Annotated in this window: 12 protein-coding genes; 5 read left to right on the top strand and 7 right to left on the bottom strand. The window is 58.7% G+C overall.

The features are described from left to right. Nucleotides 1-6: 6 nt before the first annotated feature. The 4 genes from F617_RS0121725 to F617_RS0121710 form a co-directional block, all read right to left on the bottom strand. On the bottom strand, nucleotides 7-1,143 hold the full coding sequence (locus F617_RS0121725) for an ABC transporter permease (protein ID WP_013761093.1): 1,137 nt from the start codon (nucleotides 1,141-1,143) through the stop codon (nucleotides 7-9). Nucleotide 1,144: 1 nt separating this feature from the next. Next, on the bottom strand, nucleotides 1,145-2,152 hold the full coding sequence (locus F617_RS0121720; RefSeq protein WP_019566696.1) for an ABC transporter permease: 1,008 nt from the start codon (nucleotides 2,150-2,152) through the stop codon (nucleotides 1,145-1,147). A gap of 87 nt (nucleotides 2,153-2,239) precedes the next feature. Further along, a complete protein-coding gene (locus tag F617_RS0121715; RefSeq protein WP_019566695.1) occupies nucleotides 2,240-4,327 on the bottom strand; it encodes an ABC transporter substrate-binding protein in 2,088 nt (695 codons plus the stop codon). 108 nt (nucleotides 4,328-4,435) lie between these two features. Next, nucleotides 4,436-5,902, bottom strand: a complete 1,467-nt coding sequence (locus tag F617_RS0121710; RefSeq protein ID WP_026331006.1) for an alpha-glucosidase/alpha-galactosidase — start codon at nucleotides 5,900-5,902, stop codon at nucleotides 4,436-4,438. 197 nt (nucleotides 5,903-6,099) lie between these two features. On the opposite strand from F617_RS0121710, the gene F617_RS0121705 reads away from it, so the two are divergent. Next, nucleotides 6,100-6,993, top strand: coding sequence for an AraC family transcriptional regulator (locus F617_RS0121705; protein ID WP_004431265.1), 894 nt, complete (start codon nucleotides 6,100-6,102; stop codon nucleotides 6,991-6,993). A gap of 73 nt (nucleotides 6,994-7,066) precedes the next feature. After that, complete coding sequence (locus F617_RS0121700) at nucleotides 7,067-7,534, top strand: hypothetical protein (RefSeq protein WP_019566693.1); 468 nt, start codon at nucleotides 7,067-7,069, stop codon at nucleotides 7,532-7,534. A gap of 12 nt (nucleotides 7,535-7,546) precedes the next feature. Here the strand turns inward: F617_RS0121700 and F617_RS0121695 are convergent, their stop codons facing one another. Genes F617_RS0121695 through F617_RS0121685 form a run of 3 tightly spaced genes read right to left on the bottom strand, consistent with a single transcriptional unit; the run spans nucleotide 7,547 to nucleotide 12,103 of the window. Next, on the bottom strand, nucleotides 7,547-8,458 hold the full coding sequence (locus F617_RS0121695) for a DMT family transporter (protein ID WP_019566692.1): 912 nt from the start codon (nucleotides 8,456-8,458) through the stop codon (nucleotides 7,547-7,549). Further along, entirely contained in the window at nucleotides 8,455-10,857 is a 2,403-nt protein-coding gene (locus F617_RS0121690) for a PIG-L family deacetylase (protein ID WP_019566691.1), read from the bottom strand. Before F617_RS0121690 ends, F617_RS0121695 begins: the two co-directional genes overlap by 4 nt. 19 nt (nucleotides 10,858-10,876) lie before the next feature. Beyond that, nucleotides 10,877-12,103, bottom strand: a complete 1,227-nt coding sequence (locus F617_RS0121685; RefSeq protein ID WP_013761100.1) for an ROK family transcriptional regulator — start codon at nucleotides 12,101-12,103, stop codon at nucleotides 10,877-10,879. 245 nt (nucleotides 12,104-12,348) lie between these two features. Between F617_RS0121685 and F617_RS0121680 the strand changes: the two genes are divergently transcribed. The 3 genes from F617_RS0121680 to F617_RS0121670 are packed head-to-tail and all read left to right on the top strand — an operon-like array spanning nucleotide 12,349 to nucleotide 15,411. Next, entirely contained in the window at nucleotides 12,349-13,614 is a 1,266-nt protein-coding gene (locus tag F617_RS0121680; protein ID WP_019566690.1) for an extracellular solute-binding protein, read from the top strand. A gap of 16 nt (nucleotides 13,615-13,630) precedes the next feature. Then, nucleotides 13,631-14,572: a carbohydrate ABC transporter permease gene (locus tag F617_RS0121675; RefSeq protein WP_004431252.1), complete on the top strand. Its 942-nt coding sequence runs from the start codon at nucleotides 13,631-13,633 to the stop codon at nucleotides 14,570-14,572. Then, nucleotides 14,569-15,411 (top strand): carbohydrate ABC transporter permease, encoded by an 843-nt coding sequence (locus F617_RS0121670; protein WP_019566689.1) that lies wholly within the window; start codon nucleotides 14,569-14,571, stop codon nucleotides 15,409-15,411. The genes F617_RS0121675 and F617_RS0121670 overlap by 4 nt, the downstream gene beginning before the upstream one ends. Nucleotides 15,412-15,413: the final 2 nt, after the last annotated feature.

Below are 15,413 nucleotides of genomic sequence, written 5' to 3'. Positions count from 1 at the left end.
CTCCTCTCAATAGGGATCGACAGCATCGCGAAGGCCATCGCCCAGCGCGTTGAAGGCAAAAACGGTGACCAGCACAAAGCCGACCGGCGCAAGGATCCATGGATAGGAACCAATGACAGAATAGGTGGCCGTATCCTGAAGCATCAGCCCCCAGGAGATCAGCGGCGGCTTGACCGCGAAACCGAGAAAGCCAAGGAAGGATTCGAGCAGCACGACGCTTGGAATATGCAGCGTGACGGCAACGATCACATGGCTCATCACATTCGGCAGGATGTGCTGGAAGATAATGCGCCGGTCGGTGGCGCCGACGGCAATCGCGGCGCGGACATAATCGATACGCGCCAGCGCCAGCGTCTTGCCGCGCACCTCGCGAGACATCTGCGCCCAGCCGAGCGCTGACATGACGCCGACCACGAAGAGGAGGAAAACAGTTGTCGGGGCGGTGACCGGGATGAGCGACGTCAAGGCGAGATAGAGCGGCAATTGTGGAAAGGCCAGAACCACTTCCACGAAACGCTGCACCCAGGCATCCAGCGGCCCGCCGAAATATCCTGAGATCAACCCGACGCTGGTGCCGATGACGGTAACGATGGTGACGACACTGAGCGCGATGGCAAGCGAGATGCGCGATCCATAAATGGCGCGTGACAGCACATCGCGTCCGAACTTGTCGGTTCCGAGAAAATGCACCGGCTGCCCGTCCGTGGTGCCGAAGAAGTGCCGGTTTGCCGGGATGAGGCCGAACAGCCGATATTCCGCGCCTTTCACGAAAAAGCCGAGATAAAGCGGATTGTCGTAATCCGGGCCGACGATAGGCTGGAAGGTCACCGGATCGAGCTCGTCCGTTTCAGCGGTGGCATAGACCCGAGGGAACAGGCTGATATTGCCGTCCTTGTCGGAGAACCGCACCACCTGCGGCGGGGAGAAACTGTCATTGGTTTCAAGCGGGTTCATCGGCGCGAAGAAATCGGCGAAGACTGAGATCGTGATCAACAGCACCACCAGCACCAGCCCCACCATGCCGGTGAAAGAGCGTCTGAGGCGCCGCCACACCAGAGCGAGATAGGTCTCGTTACCCTGAACACCCCGCTCGGGCTTCGCTGCGGCAGCCGATTCATTCTTGAGTTCGTCAACGGCCACCATCTCAAGCCCTCCCGAATTCGCGCACACGCGGGTCGAGCATGGCGAGCAGCATGTCGGCGATGATGTTGCCGACGATGAGCGTGGCGGCCAGCACCATCATGAAGGTTGCGGTGACATAGACATCGCCGACCGCCATGGACCCGACGATGGCGGGACCGACGGTCGGCAGCGCAAAGATGATCGCAGTTTCGATTTCGCCGCTCAGCATGTAGGGCAGCACGACGCCCTGATACATAATGAGCGGATGCACGGCGTTCGGCACGGCGTGGCGCATGATGACCGCGCCTTCCGAAAGGCCCTTGGCGCGCGCCGTCTCCACATATTGGGCGTTCAGCGTGTCCAGCAGATTGCCGCGCATCACCCGCATATTATAGGCAAGGCCACCGAAAACGGCGATGGCAACCACCGGCCAGACATGGCTGACGAGATCGACGAACTTCCCCCATGACCATGGCGCACCGCCATATTGCGGCGAAAAGAAGCTGCCGATTTCCGACACGTCGAAATGAAACACCATCAGGTAGACGAGGATCAGCGCCATCAGGAAGCGCGGAATGGTCATGCCGAGGAAGGCGACGGTCGAAAGCAGATTATCGATCCAGGAATATTGTCTGGTGGCAGCCCAGATGCCGAAACCGATGCCGAGAAGCGATGAAAGAATGTGGCAGACAAGGGCGAGTGCGATGGTGCGCGGCAGGCGTTCGCCGACCACATCGGCAACCGGCTTGTTGTAATAGAAGCTGTAGCCGAAATCGCCGCGTGTGATGATACCGCCGATCCAGTTGAAATATTGCACGACGATCGGCTTATCGAGACCGTGTTCGATGCGGTAGGCCTGCGCCTGCGCTTCCGCCTGTTCGAAGGACGCGCCGCCCTGGTTCATCAGTTGGGAGCGGATGTAGTCGGCATAGTCGCCGGGTGGCGCCTGAATGATGGCGAATGTCACCACGCTCAGGATAAGCAGCACCGGAATGGCGGAGCCTATGCGTATTGTCAGGAATCTCAGCATCGAACGGGTATCCTCCGCTTGGCTAGTCCGTGTGTCTCCGGCCGCGCTTCACGCGCGACCGGTACCGGGTTTTCTCCGGGAGGAGTTCTAGTTGATCGGGCCGCCCTCACCCGGCTTGCCGGGAAGCTGCTCGGGGAAAAGCTCGTATTTGCCCTGCTTGTCGGCCGCGACCCAAAGGCGTTCGCGGATGATGGCGTCTTCAGCCCAGTTGAACATGAAGATCGGCGTGCCCTGCGGCACATTCGAGAACCGCTTGTTCACGATGAGCGCGCCGGGATATTCGGTAAGCCCGATCGTGTAGAGGTTCTGCGTGTAGACCTTCTGATATTGCTTCATCAGTTCCGCCCGCTCGGCATTGTCCTGCGAGGAGATGAATTTGCGCACGATATCGGCCATCTCCTTTTCGAACGGCATCAGATCCAGTTCCTTGCCTTCAGGTGCGCGATGGTTCCAGCTGGTGCGCGGGCCAACGGGTGCCAACTGCTCGGTATTCTGCACCACGGACGAAAGCTCGGTGGAGTTGCGGCGCACCAGCCAGTCGAACTGACCGCCATAATGGGCCGCATCGCGCTGGTTGGAATCAAGGCTGTTGATGACGAGGCGAAGGCCAAGTTTCGCCATTTGCCCGACAAGGCCTTCCGCAATGCTCTTGTCCGTTGTGTAGCCGTTATTGACCAGAAGAATGATCTCGACGTTTCGTCCGCCCAGTGTCTCCTTCGGGAAGTTCAAGAAGCCGTCGCCATCGGTGTCCTTCAGGCCGATTGATGCAAGGGCGGCTTTCGCTTCCTTAAGGTTGAAGGGGTAATAGACCGTGGAATTGCGATCGTAAAAACCGGTGCCCGAGGAAATGCCACCCGGATAGATCGCCGTGAACGGGCCCTTGACGAGCGAGTCGCCGATTGCCTTGCGGTCGAGGGCCGAGGTCACCGCCTGACGGAACACCTCGTTGCGGTTCAGCTCGCGAATGGCCTGCCCGCGCTCGTCCGGATTGCCCCAGCCATTGGCGGAAAAGTTCATCTGCAGGTTATAGCCGATCAGGCGTGGCCCGAAGGCAAGGCGAGCCGGCGCATTCGGGTCAGCTGCGCGTTTCAGCGAAGCGACGAAATTTTCCGGCTGTTCGAGATTGGAGAAATCGCCCGATCCCGCCACAGCCTGCACATCGCGATCGGCCCAGGTGGAGAGCTTGTAATGAAGCTCGTTGAGATAAGGCAGCTGCTGGCCCTTCTCGTCGACCTTCCAGTAGTATGGATTGCGCCTGAGCACGATGATGTCGTCGGGGCGATATTCCACCGGCACCCAACCACCCATGACAGGCATGTTCATATATTCCGGCGGAAAGGCGTTCTTGAACTGGTTATAGGTGTTCTTGGAATATTTCGGGTGCTGTGGTTTCAGAATATGCGCCGGTCCGGGGCAGAAGCTCGGATAAGCCATGGTATAGAGATATTGCTTCGGGAAAGCGGTCTTGAAAGTCCACTCCACCGTATAGTCATCGATCTTTTTGAGCGTGGTGCCTTCGCCGAAGGCTTCAGGCGACGCGCCGCCGCCGAGCGGCGACACGTTGGGATCGAGAACCGCGTCTTCCCAGTAGAATATGACGTCATCGGCGTTGAACGGCACACCGTCAGACCATTTGGCACCCTTGACCAGATGCATCGTCAGCTTGTGGCCATCCTGCGACCATTCCCAGCCTTTGGCGAGATTGGGCAGCGGTTCGGTGTCCTTGGCATTCACCTGAAACAGCGGCGCTGTGCGCGTCAGGCATTCGGAAAGCGCAATATCGATGCCGCCCCAGCCCTGGCTCTGGCCGGCAATGTAGTTCCAGCCTTCGGGCCGTCCGCCGATCACATGGCGCATCGTATCGCCATAAACGCCGATGCCATCCACCATGTTGCCGGTCTTGTAGACCAGCGGCTCCTCAGGCAAGCGTTCCTTCAAGGGCGGCAGCTTGCCTGTCTTCTCGAATTTTTCGGTGATCCAGTCCGGCTCGCTGTAATCAGGCAGGGCCTTGAATTCGAGGATCGAGTCGCGCGCCACATAATTGATCTTGCCTTCCGCCGGAAACTGCGGCGGCTCCGGCGGCGTGGTGGTTTCGAAGGCGTTCGCACTGAGTGCGATCATCGAAACACCAAGACCCAATGCCGAGATGATACCGATCTTGCGTTGAAGTTGCATCGTCATTCCTCCCAAATGGCAGCTCTTCGACCGCCCACCCTCTGTTGTCGCGATAGCCACGGCGGCGAACTCCCTTTTCACCACCGGCCTGTTCCCATGCCTTTTCCTTCAAACGGCCTTTTTCAGCGCCGATTTCTCGGCCCGTAGTTCCTCGATTGAGCGCACATTGCGGCGCGCCGCACCCGCCCAGTCGCGGGTCTTGACGGTGGATTTCGCAAGCCGCTCCTTGGCATCAGGCACGGCATCCGCATATTGCGGCAGCCAGCGCGCCTGTGCGACGACCATCTCGTCCACCATCTGCCAGACCTCCTCCGGAGTGGCGACGGCGCCGACCAGCGGGTCATGCAGCACGGCAAGCTTCAGAAGATCGATATCGCCGCTGACCGCCGCATGTACCGACATGCGCTGCACGTTGATGGACGCCATGCAGGTCGCTGCGCAGGCTTCCGGCAGCGTGATACCCGAGACCATGTTGATGCCGAAACGATCCACGAAACCGGGCGACTCAATGATCGCATCAGAAGGAAGGTTGGTTATGACGCCATTGTTCTTGACGTTGAAGTGGCCGCGATAGACACGCCCGGTTTCAAGCGCTTCCAGAATGTGGCTCGCATGTTCGTTGGAGCGCTTCTCCGGTTCGATGGGCTTGGCGGCTGACGCCAGGAACTGCGGGAATTCCGTTTCGAACCAGTTCCGCGTCTCGGTGGAGTGGCGCAGATAACCGCCGGTTTCGCCGTGAATCCAGTCCGACATATCGATCCAGCGGGCGATTTCATCCGGGCGCTTACGGTACCACGGCAGATATTCGGACAGATGGCCGTTGCTCTCCGTCGAGTAGACACCGAAGCGCTTAAGCACGTCGATGCGCAGCTTTTCCTGCTGTGAGAAAACCGGATGCGCCTCGAAAGCGGCGACCAGCTCTTCTTTGCCGATCTTGCGGCCATTCAGCCTCAGATCGATGAACCATGTCTGGTGGTTGATGCCCGAGCAGATGTAATCAAGTTCGGACGGGGATTTTGCGCCGAAAATTTCAGCGATCTGCTCCGCACCGTGCTGCACACCGTGGCAAAGACCAACCGTATCCACCTTGCCGTATTCGATGGCTGCCCATGTATTCATGGCCATGGGGTTGGCGTAATTCAGGAACTTGGCACCGGGTGCGGCGACCTCGCGGATATCCTTGCAGAAATCCAGAATGACCGGAATGTTACGCTGGCCATAGAGAATGCCGCCGGCGCAGATGGTGTCACCGACGCACTGGTCGATCCCGTATTTCAGCGGAATACGGATGTCGTCCGCATAGGCTTCCAGACCGCCGACCCGCACACAGCTTATGATGTATTTCGCACCCTCAAGCGCGCGACGGCGATCGGTATGCGCTGTCACTTTCACCGGAAAACCGTTGGCCTCCACGACCTTGTCGAGGATCGCCCTGATCATATCCAGATTGTGCTGGCTGATATCCGTCAGCGCGACCTCGATGTCGCGAAACTCCGGCACGCACAAAAGATCGGTGAACAGTTTTTTCGTGAATCCGACGCTTCCGGCGCCGATTATAGCGATTTTGAAACTCATAACGCCACCTCTGTTGCAAATCGAACGGGTGAAACGGGCCAAACGATCATAATAAGGCGATGCGAGAATATACCTGTAAGAACCCCGGAAAACCGGCACTCCTGAAAAATTCTCCGCAACAATATCGTACTGGCTGTCTCCTCGGTTCGGGATTATGCGTATAATGACGAGCGGAACCAGAGAAGGATTATGCTTTCATGGGTAATTTTGTGCTGCAAGATTTGATCGATCAGGGGCCCGGGATGCGGACCGTCTCGCTGCCCCGCGGCCGCCAGACCCTGCACACAATGCCCACCAGCAGCGGCTATGAAATCCGCAGCAGTGGCAATTATGACTGGGACGGACGAAAGCGCGGACAGACACCATTCACTGTGCTGCAATATTGCATTGGCGGACAGGGAAACCTTCGTTACGAAAACCGTCATTACGTGGTGAAGCCGGGCGAAACTCTCCTCCTGCTCATCCCGCACAATCATCGCTACTGGCTGGAAGCGGGAAAGCAATGGGAGTTCTTCTGGATCTCCATGAATGGCGAAGAGGCCTTGCGCATTCACCGCAATATTCTTGCCGTCACCGGGCCGATCCTCAAGCTGCAACAGGAAACCGTCGATCATCTCGCCCATTGTTGCTCGCGCCTCGTCAACGGCGCGGAAACACCAGGTGCGGCCTCCGCCGTCGCCTATGAAGCGGCGATGACGCTTTATGACGACGTGTTCGGCTCGCATCCCTCCTTTGGCGGTGAATATCGCACCATGCAGCAGGTGCTGAGCTATATAGACGGGCATCTCGGAGAGCGTCTTTCCGTCAGCGATCTTGCCGCCGTCGCCGGCCTCAGCCGTGCGCATTTTTCCCGCATCTTCACGGCAAGCGAAGGCCTGCCACCGGCCGAATTTGTATTGCAGCGACGGTTGAGGCGGGCAGCCAAGCTTCTCACCACAGCCGAAAACATCCCCATCAAGGAGGTATCCGTGCTATGCGGCTTCGAAGACCCGAACTATTTCTCGAAGGTCTTCCGCAGGCTATATGGCATCAATCCAAGCGAATTCCGCACCACCGGCATGTATGCGAGCGTTCAGCAGAGCAGATCGTAAAAAACAACTTCGTTTTGCCACGTTTCAGGCGATTAAGAATTGGCCATACAGCCCCTTTTGGAGACCGAATGAGGTGAACAACAAAATCAGGAAGATCCTCATCTTTCCGCTTCGGGCAATCATCGTGTTTGCCCTGATCCTCGACGGCATGTTTCGCCCGCTCTATCGGCCGATCATCAAGGCAATATCCAGACTGACATTCATCAGGAAACTGGAAAGCCGGATTGGCGGATTGCCGCGTCTCGCCATTCTTCTTTTGCTGGCGGTGCCATTTGCCATCGCCGAACCGATGAAAATCATCGGCCTGCTCCTCATCGCGCACGGCACCGTCAAAACAGGAATTGCGCTGACGATCCTCGCTCACCTCGCCACATTCCTGATTGTCGAGCGCATTTACCACGCCGGTCGGGAGAAGCTCCTCACCTACGCCTGGTTCGCATGGATCATGCGATATGTGCGCTTTGCCCGTTCGTTTTACGATCGCTTCAAGCGCGCGACACTGGGCTGGATCCGGCTGAGCGTTCTGGCGCGTCAAAGATAAAAGCGGCACCTTTCACCGCCGGCCGCGCAACTTCTTCAAAAGATATTCCGCAAAGGCGGTTGCCTGCAAGGAGACGAGAATGATGGCAATGCCAAGAACAACACGGGCTTCGGGCACCTCGTCAAACAGGAAGTATCCCACAGCGGTCACGAACAAAATCGACAGATATCCAACGGGCGCCAGAACACTGGCGTCAGCGATGCGATAGGCCCGCAGGAAGCAATATTGCCCCATTTGCGCAAGCAGGCCGATGGCGAGCAGCGCCACCCAGTCGAGCGGCATGACCGGTTTCCACGTCCAGATCGCCGGAACGGCGGTAATGACGGCAAGACCCACCGTGTAGAACACCATCATGACAGTGGTGTTTTCCTGCCGCAGCGCCCGGGTCTGGATCACCGCAAGCGCGCCGAACACGACGGAGACGAGGACGACGAGCACGCCTGCGTTAATCTCCGCGCCGCCCGGCCCGATGACTACAAGAACGCCAACAAATGCGAGGCAAGCGCCGACCCAGCGATATCGGCTTACCTTTTCACCGAGAAAGACAACCGCCATGGCCATCGTCACCAGCGGGCGTGAGAAGCCGACAGCATTGACGGTGGCGAGCGGCAAGAGGGTGATGGCGACGAAGTTGCTCGTGAGTGCAATGGCGTTGCAGCAGATTCGGAAAAGGTTGCGCCAGGGATATTTGACGCGCGCCATTTCCCCCCGGTGTTGCCAGATAAGCGGCAGGATGAAGATCAGGCCGATCATCGCTCTTATGAAGACGAGCTGGAATGCCGGATAGGTCACACCCTGCGCCTTGACGAGGGCTGTCATTCCACCCGAAACGAGGGCCATATCCATGAGCAGCCAACCGATGCCCGCGCGAGCATCGTTTTCGCGCGGGTTTTCCTGTTTTTCAATCTGGTCCTGGCCATTCACGCGGGTTGCACAAGGTTGGCCATGAGGCGAAATGCCCCCGGCACCAGCTTGTCCATCTGGTGGTGCAGCACGAGGCTTGTATGCGTATGCCGGCCCCTTCCAATGGCCGCCGAGACCAGCGCCCCTTTCAGAGGCTGTTCATCGACATCGTGCATGGCGAGCAGGGGTTCATAAGCATCATCCCAGCGCGCAGCGAAATAGAGCCCGCGCTCCTTGTCCCAGCCCGTCCAGTCGGCAGCACCGATCGTGTTGGGCCCGACAAGCAATGGATGATCGGGCAATAGCACCGTCACCTCCGCATTTGTGTCCGTCACCCGCCAACGCAGGGAAGGCTTACCGATCTCAAGCCGCCTGACGGGCGTCGTCTCGGGATTCCATCCGTCGGTTGGACGGTGATAGAGCGTGACAAGATGGCCGCCTTCTTCGACGAAGCGGTGAAGCCTTTCGGTTGCCGCAGCCAGATCCTTGCGAATGCCGAAGGCGAAGATGCCGACAACGATTGTCGTGAAGGACGAGAGATCACCGCCAAGCGCCTGCGCATCGAGTTCTGTGACATCAAGACCCATGCGCGAAAGCCATGACCCGACCCGGTCGGCACCGCCGCCGACATAACCGACGCGCGCGCCCTCGGGCAGCTTGAGATCGAGCGAGAGGATTTTCAGAGCGGAGGGTGCCAGAAACCGCGCCCGGCCTATATGCGGATATGCGATGGGCGTGATCTGGAAGGCAGGTTGTGAACCGACAAGCGCTTCGATCTGGGCAAGGCCAACCGCTGCCTCACCGGTACGCTCGGCAATCCAGTCATTGCCGGTCTTGCGCAGGTTCCAGCCACCCGTACTCCTGAAAGACAGCGGGGCATCGGCACCCTTTATGTGTGCCTGAAAAACATGGGAATCCTGCCCCTGTCCAAGTGGAACCAGAAGCGCATCGGGCGAAATCGTCAGCGACTGCGCCGGCGTCACGAAAAACGGCTCCTCCAGATCGAAAGCGGCCGAAACCTCCCTGCCTCCAATCCTTACGGACAGGCGCACCGAGGCATGACCATTGCCGCCTGAGGCTTTCCAGTCGGGCTGGTAAAGCCCGGAAACGGCCGCGTCCTGATCGGCGGCAAGCGAGAAGACCATTGTCTGGCCACGCGACTGAACCGAAGACGATACGCCAGCCGGAAGGACCGGGGTAACCTCAACGTCAAATTCAGCCGCCTTTCCCGCGAGTTCCACATAGAGAGATGACGTCCCACCCGGAACGATCTCGGCTGGCTCGGCATAGGCCCGCTCGAAAAGATCGAGCGCTGTCAGGATAGCGGCATCGACCTGCGTCCGTTTGCGCGCGATCCGGTGCCCATGCAACTCTCTGAAGTCCTGCGCTGCGGCCTCGTCGACCTCTTGCAAAAGGGCTGCCGCCGTCAGAAGTGAGGCCGTGATCCGCTGCGTGTCGGGAAAGGCATCGATTGCGTCAGTGATTGCCTGTTCGGCTGCAACCAGCGCCTTTTCCAAATCGGCGGTAAGACCCGGAAAAGCCGAGAGATCAGCCAGCGACGACGGCAGGCTGTCGAGGATCGAGCTTTCCTCACCGACTGCGACGTTGGAGAGTTCCAGATGCAGTGGCCATGCTTCCTGCGCCCGCTTCGGCCAATGCCCCATTCCCTGTGAGGCATGATAATAACGCGACCATTCGCCGATGCGGTCATATTGCGCGCCGGTTGCCCGCTCCTTGCCCACCGCCTTGACTGTCAGCGTCGTTTCCGGCGGAGGCACCTCGTCATCATAGGTGTCACCACCACCAGACCATGCAGGAAGATAATATTTGGCCACCTTCCACGGCTTCAGCCCCTCGGAGAAATGCTCGGGATAGGCGGCAGGATCAGCCGCCAGCGCGATTGCGCTTTTCGCCGCGCGCGTCATGGCGCGGTGATGCCCGTGTTGTCCCGGCACATCGAGAAATGTCGGAATGACGATATCGGGCCGTTCCTTGCGATAGGCGCGCACCAGCCGCTCGACGATGCGCTGCTGCCCCCATCGACCAAAGGTCTGGTCGCCATCCTTGGAGAAGCCGAAGTCGTGGATGATATCCGCCGGGCCATGGCCGAGCCAGCTTATGTCCGCATCGATGATGCGGGCCGCCTCCTCCAGCTCCCGCGACCGGATGACACCAAGCGCGCCCAGCCGCTCCGGCCCAAGCGCATTCTGCCCGCCTTCACCGCGCGTCGAGCAGGCGATGATGATCCGCATGCCCAGTTCCATCCGGAAATAGGCAAGAAGACCGTTCTGCTCGTCGTCCGGATGCGCACCGGTGTGCATGACGGTGACAGTGGATTTCAGTGCGCTCAGTCTACGGTGCAGACGCACGAGCCATGGATCGGCCATCTGCCGTTCGATGCGCTCCCGGGGGTTAAGCATGGGCGGTCTCCTCCAATATTCAGCCGGGCACCTGCGCTGCGGCGCCCAGGGACGTCTCAAGTTTTGGTGTGACAATGTCGAACAGCGGCAAGGCGGCAGCACCAAGCGCCGCCGTCAACTGTCCGGACTTGCCGTGGATGACGCGCGGCAACTCTCTTTGCCGCCGGCTTGCAACCGAAGTCGGCAGATGCCCCATCCGCGCAATGATCTCGCTGATGATGTTTTCAGGCAGCGCACCGCCGAGAATGACCGTCTGCGGATCGAGAATGTTCTCGAGCATCGCCACCATGGGCGCCAGATGGACGGCTGCCTCGTCGATCCATTCCATCACGACCGGATTGCCCGCGCTGAACAGGGCTTCAAGATCATCAAGCTCCGTGTCCGCAACACCGGCACAGACGAGCTTTTCCTTGAGCACATAGACGGAAGCATAGGCCTCCAGACAACCTCTTTGCCCGCAAGACGGGCAAGGCCTTCCCTTGGGCGAGACGGTCACATGGCCGATTTCGCCGGCGTTGCCGAAAGCACCGCGATAGGGCGAACCATCCTGGATGATGCCGAGACCAATGCCGACGCCGAAATAGATCATGCAGAAATTCGGGATAGCCAGCCCTGCGCCGAACAGGCGCTCGCCGACGGCAGCGGCCGTCGCATCGTTTTCCACCACGACCTGTTGGCCGCAGGCATCGCTCAGCATCTGGCGGGCATCGATACCCACCCAGCCGGAAAGCGTCGTCGGACCGACAGAGGTCATGCCGTCAATCTCGAAAGGCCCGGGCATGACAACGCCGGTGCCAAGCAGCCTGCACCCGACATTCTTCGCAACCGCTGCATGCTCCGCCGCAAAGGTTTTGAGTATGGCGTCCGGCGTGGTGTCCTTGAGCGGGGTAACGCGCTGCGTGCGCAACACGCCGGCCAGATCAAGACCGACGGTGACCATATGGTCTGCGGCAATCTCAACCCCGATCGTTGCGCCACCATCCGGGTTGACAGCAAATTGTATCGGCGGCTGGCCCCTGCCGGTGCGCCGGCGACCAAGCTCTTTCAGGAGTCCCTCGCCCACCAGCTCATCGACGATATTGGCGACCGCCTGGGGTGTGAGATGCGTGATCTTGGCTAACTGGGCGCGACCGAGCGAGCCGTGCCGCCTGACGATGTCGAGGACGACTCGCCTGTTGTGTTCGCGGCTGCGCTCAGGATTTTTTCCGATTGCTACGGGATAGGTATCCACCGTGTGCACCGTCATCTCTTCAACTTCCCGTCCGTTAGAAAATTCATAGCGTCGAAGTGAGGATAAGCGCAATATAATAATTCAAGTAAATTATGTTATTGACAAATGCTCGCCTTCAGAGAACCGTAGAGAGCGACCGGGGGTCAGAATTGCAAGGGGCGGAACGCGTAAAAATCCCGCTGCCGGCAAATCGATGAGCGCGCGCGAAAGCGCGGATAAAGGGAACGATCACTCCGCATCCGGAAGACCGGGCGGAGAAAATGGAGGCTTACATGCGCAGGGCAACTTTGTTCGCCGGCTTGGTCGCCGGTTTCAGCACATTTGCATTCAACGCCGCGCAGGCGGTTGAAATCGAATATTGGCAATATGTCTTCGACACACGCGTCAAAGCGATGGACGAGCTTATCGCCGAGTTTCAGAAGGCCAATCCGGATATCACCGTCAAACAGGTGACCTTCCCTTATGCCGACTACCAGACGCGAGTGATTGCCGCCAACATGTCCGGTAAAGGCCCTGACGTGATGCAGCTCTTCTACGGCTGGCTCGACAAGTTTGCAGCCGGCGGTATCTTGCAGCCGCTGCCGACAGACGCTTTCCCGCATGACAAGATCGAAAGCGAATTTTTCCCCATCGTCGGCGCCATGAAGCGAGGCGACGATTATTACGGCCTGCCGACGGCGGTTCGCTCGCTCGCACTTTTCTACAACAAGAAGCTCTTCACGGAAGCCGGTCTCGACGCCGCGAATCCGCCGAAGACGCTGGACGAATTTGTTGCCGCGGCGGAAAAGATCGCCAAGCACGATGCCGCCGGAAACCTGACCGTTGCAGGCTCCACGCTCGATATGGGCGGTCAGGACCACCAATGGTGGCGCGAAGTTCTTATCCGCCAATATGGCGGCGAGCCCTACACCGACAACGACCAGAAAGTCACCTATGACAGCGAGGCGGGCATCCAGGCGCTGAAGTTCTATACGAGCCTGCAGCTTGAAAAGAAGATCGGTCAGGTGGGCTTCATGGACGAAGGCCAGGCTGCCTTCCGTGCGGGCAAGGCAGGCATGACCATCGACGGCACGTTCAGGCTTGGATCTTTCAGAACCATCAAGGACTTTGAGTGGGGCGTGACCGAGCTTCCCACCAACGACAAGAATATCCGCTCCAACTATGCCAGCTATTTCGCCAATGGCATCAGCGCCAAGACAACCGGTGAAGAACTGGAAGCGTCGAAGAAATTCCTCGCTTACATCTCCTCACCGGAAGCCATGGCGATCTGGCTGAAGACGGTTGGCGAGTTGCCGGCGCGGCGATCTGCGGCGTTGACCGAGGAGAACCTGAAAGACCCGATCTATGCACCGTTCCTGAAGGGTCTCGAATACGCCCATACGACACGGTTCATGGATGAGGCAGCCCAGCGGCAGAACGCCATCGACATGACGAACCGGATTTTGCTCGAGGGTCAATCCGTCGAGGAGTCCATCAAGCAGGCCGCCAGCGCCGAGCAGGAAATCATCGACGCGGCCAAACCGTAAAACCGCAGGTCCAATCATGACAGCGATCGATCAACAGGGGGCGGCATCCGGCCGTCCCGGCGGCTCCTTCGGGGATCGCTTTTCCATGCGCACGAAGCGGCTTGTGTGGATCTGGAGCTTTCTTGCTATCCCGATCCTGTTTTACAGCATCATCCGTTTTTACCCGACGTTGCAGGCCTTCTGGTTGTCCTTCACCAACTGGGACCTGCTGCGCCCGGCAAAGTTCATCGGCGTTGCCAATTACGTCAAGCTGTTCAAGGATCCGCAATTCTGGAAGGTTTTCAAGAACACCTTCACCTATCTCATCGTCGGCACGCCCATCAGTCTGGTTCTGGCTTTCGTCATCGCCTTTTATCTGGATCGGGTGCGCATCCTGCACGGTTTCATCCGCGCGCTTTATTTCCTGCCCTATCTGACGACGGCAGCAGCAATGGCATGGGTCTGGCGCTGGTTCTATCAGCCGCCGCCGATCGGCATCATCAACGACGTGCTTGGCATGATCGGAATTCCCCAGCAGCCGTTCATCCGTTCCACCGATCAGGCGCTTTATTCGGTCATGGTGACGTCCATCTGGGCGGGGCTTGGTTTCCAGATCATTATCTTCATGGCGGGCCTGCGCTCCATTCCGACGACATTTTATGAGGCCGCGCGCATCGACGGACTTGGCGAATGGGCGATCCTTCGAAAGATCACGCTGCCGCTCCTGAAACCAACCACCGTTTTCCTGGTCGTCTTCTCCTCAATCGGGTTCCTGCGCATTTTCGATCAGGTCTACAACATGACCACCAACGATCCGGGTGGACCGCTCGGCTCAACCAAACCGCTGGTGCTGATGATCTACCAGACCGCGTTCAATTCTTATGCGATGGGTTATGCCGCTGCGCAGACGGTTGTCCTGTTCACCATTCTTCTTGTCGTGTCGCTGGTCCAGCTCTGGGTTCTGAGGGAAAAGAAATGAGCGAAGCGTTGCCACTCTCCCACGCCCGCGTCCGCCCCGGCCGCATCCTTGCCTGGACGCTGCTGTTCATCGGCGGCCTGATCATGATTTCGCCGCTGCTCTTCATGTTTTCGACCTCGTTCAAGACCGCGGATCAGGTCTATGATCTCAGGCTCATTCCCGCAGCACCGACGCTTGCGAATTACATGACTGTCATGGCCGACGGCCGTTTTCTCCGCTGGTTCTTCAACTCGATGTTCGTTGCGGTTATCGTCACCGTCTCCAACTGCTTCTTCGACAGTCTGGTCGGTTATACGCTGGCCAAATTCGAGTTTCGCGGTCGCTACTTCATCTTCCTCGCGATCCTTTCCACGCTGATGATCCCGACCGAAATGCTTGTTATCCCCTGGTATCTGATGTCCAGCCAGCTTGGCTGGCTCGACAGCTACTGGGGCATCATGTTCCCGGGAATGATGACGGCCTTCGGCACCTTCCTGATGAAGCAGTTCTTTGAGACGGTTCCGAATGACTTCCTGGAGGCAGCGCGTGTCGACGGGCTGAACGAATTCCAGATCTGGTGGAAGGTAGCCCTGCCGCTGGTGACGCCTGCCCTTTCGGCGCTTGCAATCTTCACCTTCCTCGGCAACTGGACAGCATTCTTCTGGCCCCTGATCGTGACTACCAGCAAGGAGCTGTACACGCTGCCCGTCGGCCTATCGAGCTTTGCGGTGGAACAACAGATCCAGTGGGAAATGATCATGACCGGCGCTGCCATTGCGACCATCCCAACCCTTATCGTCTTCATCGTCCTGCAACGCTACATCGTTCGCGGTGTGATGCTGGCAGGCCTGAAAGGATAACA

The sequence above is a fragment of the Agrobacterium sp. 10MFCol1.1 genome, assembly GCF_000381165.1.
In the GTDB taxonomy this organism is placed as follows: Bacteria; Pseudomonadota; Alphaproteobacteria; order Rhizobiales; family Rhizobiaceae; genus Agrobacterium; species Agrobacterium tumefaciens.
The sequence above is the reverse complement of the archived record's forward strand: the minus strand, read 5'-3'. Positions and strand labels throughout refer to the sequence as shown.

Bases quoted from the DNA above. Each gene is read 5' to 3' on its own strand.
- F617_RS0121725 (WP_013761093.1), bottom strand. From the start codon at position 1,143: ATGGTGGCCGTTGACGAACTCAAGAATGAATCGGCTGCCGCAGCGAAG.
- F617_RS0121720 (WP_019566696.1), bottom strand. From the start codon at position 2,152: ATGCTGAGATTCCTGACAATACGCATAGGCTCCGCCATTCCGGTGCTG.
- F617_RS0121715 (WP_019566695.1), bottom strand. From the start codon at position 4,327: ATGCAACTTCAACGCAAGATCGGTATCATCTCGGCATTGGGTCTTGGT.
- F617_RS0121710 (WP_026331006.1), bottom strand. From the start codon at position 5,902: ATGAGTTTCAAAATCGCTATAATCGGCGCCGGAAGCGTCGGATTCACG.
- F617_RS0121705 (WP_004431265.1), top strand. From the start codon at position 6,100: ATGGGTAATTTTGTGCTGCAAGATTTGATCGATCAGGGGCCCGGGATG.
- F617_RS0121690 (WP_019566691.1), bottom strand. From the start codon at position 10,857: ATGCTTAACCCCCGGGAGCGCATCGAACGGCAGATGGCCGATCCATGG.
- F617_RS0121685 (WP_013761100.1), bottom strand. From the start codon at position 12,103: ATGACGGTGCACACGGTGGATACCTATCCCGTAGCAATCGGAAAAAAT.
- F617_RS0121680 (WP_019566690.1), top strand. From the start codon at position 12,349: ATGGAGGCTTACATGCGCAGGGCAACTTTGTTCGCCGGCTTGGTCGCC.
- F617_RS0121675 (WP_004431252.1), top strand. From the start codon at position 13,631: ATGACAGCGATCGATCAACAGGGGGCGGCATCCGGCCGTCCCGGCGGC.
- F617_RS0121670 (WP_019566689.1), top strand. From the start codon at position 14,569: ATGAGCGAAGCGTTGCCACTCTCCCACGCCCGCGTCCGCCCCGGCCGC.